Consider the following 6,505-nt stretch of genomic DNA (forward strand, 5'->3'; position numbering starts at 1 on the left):
AAAATGTTTTAACAATAATTTTGTTACAATCACGCAAAATTCTAAATCCAAGGTAAATTAATGAAAGATTTGTTTCTATTTTCAAATTTCCTAGATAGCTCCCACGCCTTTATCTATGCGTTTCACTTTCTACTTGTAGCTTTGATTGTTATCATAGTTGCTTATATAGCAAGGAGTAAGATGCAGCTTGTACCAAGAGGTCTTCAAAATATAGTTGAAGCTTATTTAGAGGGCGTTATATCGATGGGAAGAGATACTTTAGGTAGTGAAAAACTAGCAAGGAAATATCTTCCACTTGTTGCAACTATCGGTTTTATCGTATTTTTTTCAAATGTTGTAGGTATTATTCCTGGATTTGAGTCACCAACATCAAGTCTAAATTTAACTCTAGTTTTGGCTTTAGTTGTATTTGTTTATTACAACTTTGAGGGCATTAGAGAAAATGGCTTTTTTAAATATTTTGGACACTTTATGGGACCGAATAAATTCCTAGCTCCTATTATGTTTCCAGTTGAAGTCATCTCACATCTTTCACGCGTAGTTTCGCTATCATTTCGTCTTTTTGGTAATATCAAGGGCGATGATCTATTCTTACTAGCGATGCTTACACTTGCACCTTGGTTTGCTCCACTTCCAGCTTTCGCACTTCTAACACTTATGGCTGTTTTGCAAACATTTATTTTCATGATGCTAACTTACGTTTATCTAGCTGGTGCCGTTGCTATTAGCGAGCACGAGCATTAAAATTTAAAGCCATATTTTTATATGGCTTTTTCCTTTTTAAAACTATTTAAATTTTTAAATCACCTTCTTTATTTTCCAGTCAAAACGCTCATTTTTAGATATTTTAAAAGAAAGTATCGCTAAAATACGCCTTAAAAATTTGTATAAATTTAAAGGTAAAAATATGTTTGAAGTCGTTATCGGTTTAGAAGTTCACACTCAGCTTAATACAAAAACTAAAATTTTCTGCTCTTGCTCGACTAGCTTTGGCGACGAGGCAAACACTCACGTTTGTCCGACCTGCCTAGCTCTACCTGGAGCGCTACCTGTGCTAAACAAAGAGTCCGTTAAAAAGGCGATCAGCTTTGGCACAGCGATAAACGCTAAGATAAATAAAAAATCAGTCTTTAATAGAAAAAACTACTTCTATCCAGACCTTCCAAAGGCATATCAAATTTCCCAGTTTGAGATCCCTATCGTAGAAGGTGGCGAGCTAATAATCGACGTAAATGGTACTAAAAAACGTATCGGTGTAACAAGAGCACACCTTGAAGAGGACGCTGGAAAGAACATCCATGAAGAAACCGAGAGTTTGGTTGATCTAAACAGAGCCGGCACGCCACTTCTTGAGATAGTTAGTGAGCCAGATCTTAGAAGCAGTGATGAGGCGGTGGCTTATCTTAAAAAATTGCACTCGATCCTTCGCTTTTTAAATATAAGTGATGCAAATATGCAAGAGGGCAGCTTTCGCTGCGACGCAAACGTCTCTATCCGTCCAAAAGGCGATACCAAGCTTTACACAAGGGTTGAGATAAAAAATCTAAACTCATTTAAATTTATCCAAAAAGCGATCGATTACGAGGTGGAGCGCCAAAGTGTAGCTTGGGAAGATGGCAAATACGACCAAGAAGTCTATCAAGAGACAAGGCTGTTTGACACGACAAATTTAGTGACAAGATCGATGCGTGGCAAAGAGGATAGCGCGGAGTATAGGTATTTTCCTGACCCTGACTTGCTGCCTGTTGAAGTGTCAGAGCAGATGTATAACGAAGCGATAAAAATTCCAGAGCTTGCCGAGCAAAAGGTGGCAAGATATGTTAGCGAGTTAGGTGTTAAAGAGAGTGATGCGCTAAATTTAACCCAAAGCGTTGAGATGGCTAGATATTTTGAAGAGCTGATCGCTGCTGGAATTCAACCAAAGCTTGCTACTACGTGGCTGATAGTCGAGCTTCTTGGCCGTTTAAATAATGGCGTAACGATCGAGACAAGCCCCGTTAATAGTGCTAAAATGATAAATTTACTAAAACGTATAGAAGATGGCACGATAAGCGGCAAGGCCGCAAAAGAGGTGCTAGACTACATAATGGAAAACGACGCGGACGTTGATAGTGTCATAGAAAAACTTGGCTTAAAACAAGTGAGCGATGACTCAGCTATCATCGCGATCATAGATCAAATTTTAGCTGCAAACGCCGACAAAGTAGAAGAGTATAAAAACGGCAAAGATAAGATGTTTGGCTTCTTTGTTGGTCAGGTGATGAAAGAGGGCAAGGGTGCCTTTAACCCAGGCAAGGTCAATGAGCTTTTAAAGGCCAAAATAGGCTAAAAAAGGGCTAAAATGAGCATAGCAGTCATCGGAGCTGGCAAGTGGGGCAGTGCACTATTTCACGCATTTAGTGAAAATAACGAGTGTGTCATCAGCTCAAGAACGCCAAGAGAGATTTCAAATTTTGTAAGCTTGGATGAAGCTTTGGAATGCGAATATCTAGTCTGCACGATCCCAACTCAAGCCACAAATTTATGGCTAAAGCAAAACTACAAAAACAAAGGTCAAAAGATCTTAGTCGCCAGCAAGGGCATAGATACGGCAAATCTTAAATTTTTAAATGAAATTTACGAGAATTTTGTTGATAGTGAAAATTTGGCCTTTCTTTCAGGGCCAACCTTTGCAAAAGAGATCATGCAAAAGCTGCCTTGCGCTTTGGTGGTAAATTCTAAAAATCAAAATTTAGCTTCAAAATTTGCCTCATTTTTTCCAAGCTATATGAAAGCATACACCTCAGATGACGTGATCGGCGCTGAAGTGTGTGGGGCATATAAAAACGTGATCGCCATAGCTGGTGGCATCTGCGACGGACTTGGTCTTGGAAACAACGCAAGGGCTAGCCTCATTTCGAGGGGGCTTGTCGAGATGGCTAGATTTGGCAAATTTTTTGGCGCAAAAGATGAGACATTTATGGGGCTAAGCGGTGCAGGCGATCTTTTCTTAACCGCTTCATCGATACTCTCGCGCAACTACCGCGTAGGTCTTGGCATCGCAAGACACGAGAGATTAGAAAAAATTTTAAATGAGCTTGGCGAAGTGGCAGAGGGCGTCGATACTGCAAGGGCTATTAGCAAGATTGCTAAAGAAAAGAGCATATATGTGCCAATCGCAAGCGAGGTTGAAAATATGCTAAATGGCAAAGATGTTTTTGAGAGCGTAAAATCACTTTTGGGAAGAAGATGAAAGCTTTAAAATTTATATTTTTTGTAGCCATTTTTGCTCTGGAACTAAGCGGCGCAGAAGTGAGCCTAAGAGCTAAGGTCTCGCAGATGATAATGGTTGGCTTTAATGGAGCTAGCACAAAGGACGCTGCGTTTCGTGCGATGCTAAGCGACGCTGGATATGAGAGGTTTGGCGGTGTGATGCTACTTGGCAGAAACGTTACTAGTAAAGCCCAGCTAAAAGCTAGCATAAAGGCGATCAAAGAAAAAAGTCCTAAAATTTTCGTCGCTATCGACGAAGAGGGTGGTAACGTGAGCCGCATGAAGGATAAGAGCTTTGATGGCCCATATCCTAGCGCATACGAGGTCGCAAGCACGCTTGATATCAAAAGCGCATACGATCTCTACTCAAAAATGGCTATAAATTTAAAGGAGTGTGGCATAAATTTAAATTTCGCTCCAGTGGTCGATCTACACGATGAAAACTCGCCGATAATTGCTGCAAAGCAAAGGGCGTTTAGCGAGTATGCAAGCAAGGTAGTGATCTACGCTGATGCCTTTATGGACGCATTTAAAGAGCAGGGCATCCTAACGACACTTAAGCACTTTCCAGGGCATGGCAGCTCAAAAGAGGACTCGCATAAAAATAAGAGCGAGGTCACACTAAGCAAGGATGCGCTGCTACCATATAAAGACGCCATAAGCACTGGTAGAGCGCAGATCATCATGGTCGGACACCTTTTTGTAAAAGGCATCGACGAGGACAATCCAGCCACACTTTCTAAAAAAATAATAACCGATCTCTTGCGAAATGAGCTTAAATTTAATGGTGTAGTTATCAGCGATGATATGCTGATGAAAGGCGTTGGCGACGAAGCTTTGGCGCAAAAAGTGGTGAAATTTATAAACGCTGGTGGCGATATCTTACTTTTTAGCGAGTTTAAGATAAATAACCAAAGAACAGCCGATCTAGTCGCTCAGATTATAATCGATGCAGTAAATGAGAAAAAGATCAGCAAAGAGCGAATCGACGCTTCTTATAAGAGGATAATGGCTCTAAAAGCGAAGCTTTAAATTTGGCTTTTATAAATTAGGCTAGTAAATTTCTAGCAATCTCGTCTTTTTCTAAATCAAAGTATAAAACATTAAGCCACATATTGTTTTCATATTTAAATTTCATAGCTTTTTGGTCAACGCCACTTATTCTTGGGTAGACAAGATAAAGCCTGCCGCACTCGTATTTCTTACCATAAGCGTAGAGTTGATATAGGTCGGCTTGTGAGATATCATCTCTTGACTTTACGATTTTCCATTTTGTGTCAGCTATAAATTTATCTTTTAAGAATATATCTGGCTTTAACCAAAAGTCTCTTTTTGGCTCTTCAATAAGATATTTTCCTTGATGCTGCAATATAGCATCCGGAAGCTTTTTCTTTGTAAAATTTCCGACGTAACTCTCAAAAAGTCTATTCATATCAAAAAGCAAAGCAAAGGCTATTTCGCTACCTCCATACGGACTAAACGACTTGTTTTGTAAAAATATCTTGCTCCATAAAAGCGCTTGTTCATAGTGTTTTGTTTGGCGATTTAGTTTTAAGCGGCTAAAGTCCGCGTTTATATCGGAGCTAGATGAAATTTCGTCAAAGATAAATAAATATTCCCTAATAAGTTGTTGATTTTTGCTTGATTTTGAGCGCTTGTATAAAAACTCGAGTGCACTTTTTATGAGACGATTTTCGGCTCTATCTATGGAAAATTCCTGATAGCAAACGTAAAATCTCTCTTTATGGACGATATTTTTACGTATTTGCTCAGAGATTTTCAGCTTTCCTTTTAAAAATTTTAGGTTATCTTCTAGCTCCACATAGTCGCTTTTTATGCCTATTTTTATGAGTTTTGATACTTCATCTAAGAACATCGATATAAAAATTTCAAGAAGTGGTAGATTCAAGCTTTTTAAATTCGCAATGTTTATATTTTTAAATGGATGGTTTTTTAAGGTTTTTAACATTCTCAGTAAAATTCTTTTAGAATTTTCTACTGCTTCCTCGTTGTTGCTATTATCGTTGTCGTGGATTTTGGGAAGTATCTCAAGGCTATCGCCACTTTTTGTCTGGATGATACCGACGTAGTTTTGAGCTTGTAAAAAATCGCCCTTTTTGTCTCTGCCGGGCTTTAAAAACTCCACTGTGGCAAAATTTTCTCTAGTAAATGCATCTACGGCTTTAAATAGGTTTTGGTCGTCTTCCGGGCGAAATTTTTCAAACTCTATTAAGTATTTGGTCATTGTCTTGCGTTTTATTTTGTTCGTAAATTTTTATATAACTTTGAGGGTTGTTGAAAGTTTTTTGGTTGTTTATCTCGTATAAGACTTTATCGTCTATATCGTCGATTTTTGATCCAAATAATTCTTTTGCAGCCATATTTTTCTTAATTTTAACAAACTGAAGATCTTCGTTTTTCTGATTATCTCCTAGTACGAGCCTTATTTTCTCCCAGTCGTCGTAAAAATACTCTTGTAGTAGCGGTAAAATTTTATTTTTAAAGACATTTGCAAGCGTTTCCATGTCTGACACATTTATAAAATAAGCATGCCCTATCGTGTGATCTCTGTCATAAAGATACTCTATGCGCTCGTTTATCGTTTTTAGCATTTCACCTACATTGATGCCTTCAATGATTGTTTCATTTAGCGTGTCGTATTCTGGCATCATCTCCACAAACTCAAACCTTCTTCTAAGAGCCGTATCCATAAGGGCTATGCTTCGATCTGCTGTATTCATCGTGCCTATTATGTATAAATTTGACGGCACTCCAAATTTCTCTTTTGAGTATGGCAGCTCGACCATTATCTCATCATCTGCTCCGAGCCTTTTTGACGGCTCTATAAGAGTTATGAGCTCACCAAAAATTTTAGAGATATTTCCGCGGTTGATCTCGTCGATAAAGATGGCATATTTTGGTGTGTTTTCATTAAAAAACTTTTGTCGCTCATCTTTTGGCAAATCGCAAAAGTCCCTAAGTTTGCCTTTGTAATCACTAAGAAGTAAGGCATTTTCGCAGCACTGATAGAAAATTCCTTTTGATATCTCATAAGTTATATCGCCATCTTCGTTTTCGCCATCAAATACTGGCTTTATACCCTCAACAAATTCCTCATATCCGTAGCTTTGGTGAAATGTTATAAATTTAAAATTTTCTTTTGTGTAGCTTGTGCCTACTTTTTTATCTTTTATCTCTTTATATTTTTCGTAAAGATCTATGGCTTCAGGGCACTCATCATTAAGTATTTTTG

6 protein-coding genes are annotated in these 6,505 nt (G+C 38.3%); 4 read left to right on the forward strand and 2 right to left on the reverse strand.

The features are described from left to right. Positions 1–60: 60 nt before the first annotated feature. The 4 genes from CYP54_RS05050 to CYP54_RS05065 all read left to right on the forward strand — a co-directional run bounded on the left by CYP54_RS05050 (position 61) and on the right by CYP54_RS05065 (position 4,284). Complete coding sequence (locus tag CYP54_RS05050; protein WP_103604436.1) at positions 61–744, forward strand: F0F1 ATP synthase subunit A; 684 nt, start codon at positions 61–63, stop codon at positions 742–744. 163 nt (positions 745–907) lie between these two features. After that, positions 908–2,329, forward strand: a complete 1,422-nt coding sequence (gatB, locus tag CYP54_RS05055; protein WP_103604437.1) for an Asp-tRNA(Asn)/Glu-tRNA(Gln) amidotransferase subunit GatB — start codon at positions 908–910, stop codon at positions 2,327–2,329. Between the two features lie 12 nt (positions 2,330–2,341). Continuing rightward, the gene (locus CYP54_RS05060; RefSeq protein WP_103604438.1) at positions 2,342–3,232 is read left to right on the forward strand and encodes an NAD(P)H-dependent glycerol-3-phosphate dehydrogenase; all 891 of its coding nucleotides are present in this window, start codon (positions 2,342–2,344) and stop codon (positions 3,230–3,232) included. After that, complete coding sequence (locus tag CYP54_RS05065) at positions 3,229–4,284, forward strand: glycoside hydrolase family 3 N-terminal domain-containing protein (protein ID WP_103604439.1); 1,056 nt, start codon at positions 3,229–3,231, stop codon at positions 4,282–4,284. The genes CYP54_RS05060 and CYP54_RS05065 overlap by 4 nt, the downstream gene beginning before the upstream one ends. Before the next feature lie 16 nt (positions 4,285–4,300). Here the strand turns inward: CYP54_RS05065 and CYP54_RS05070 are convergent, their stop codons facing one another. Beyond that, positions 4,301–5,497, reverse strand: coding sequence for an McrC family protein (locus tag CYP54_RS05070; protein WP_103604440.1), 1,197 nt, complete (start codon positions 5,495–5,497; stop codon positions 4,301–4,303). After that, positions 5,472–6,505: McrB family protein (locus CYP54_RS05075; protein WP_181001526.1), on the reverse strand; the 1,034-nt coding region annotated here is incomplete at its 5' end. The genes CYP54_RS05070 and CYP54_RS05075, both read right to left, overlap by 26 nt.

Origin of the sequence: Campylobacter concisus (assembly GCF_002914005.1) — a bacterium.
GTDB classification, from domain to species: Bacteria; Campylobacterota; Campylobacteria; order Campylobacterales; family Campylobacteraceae; genus Campylobacter_A; species Campylobacter_A concisus_N.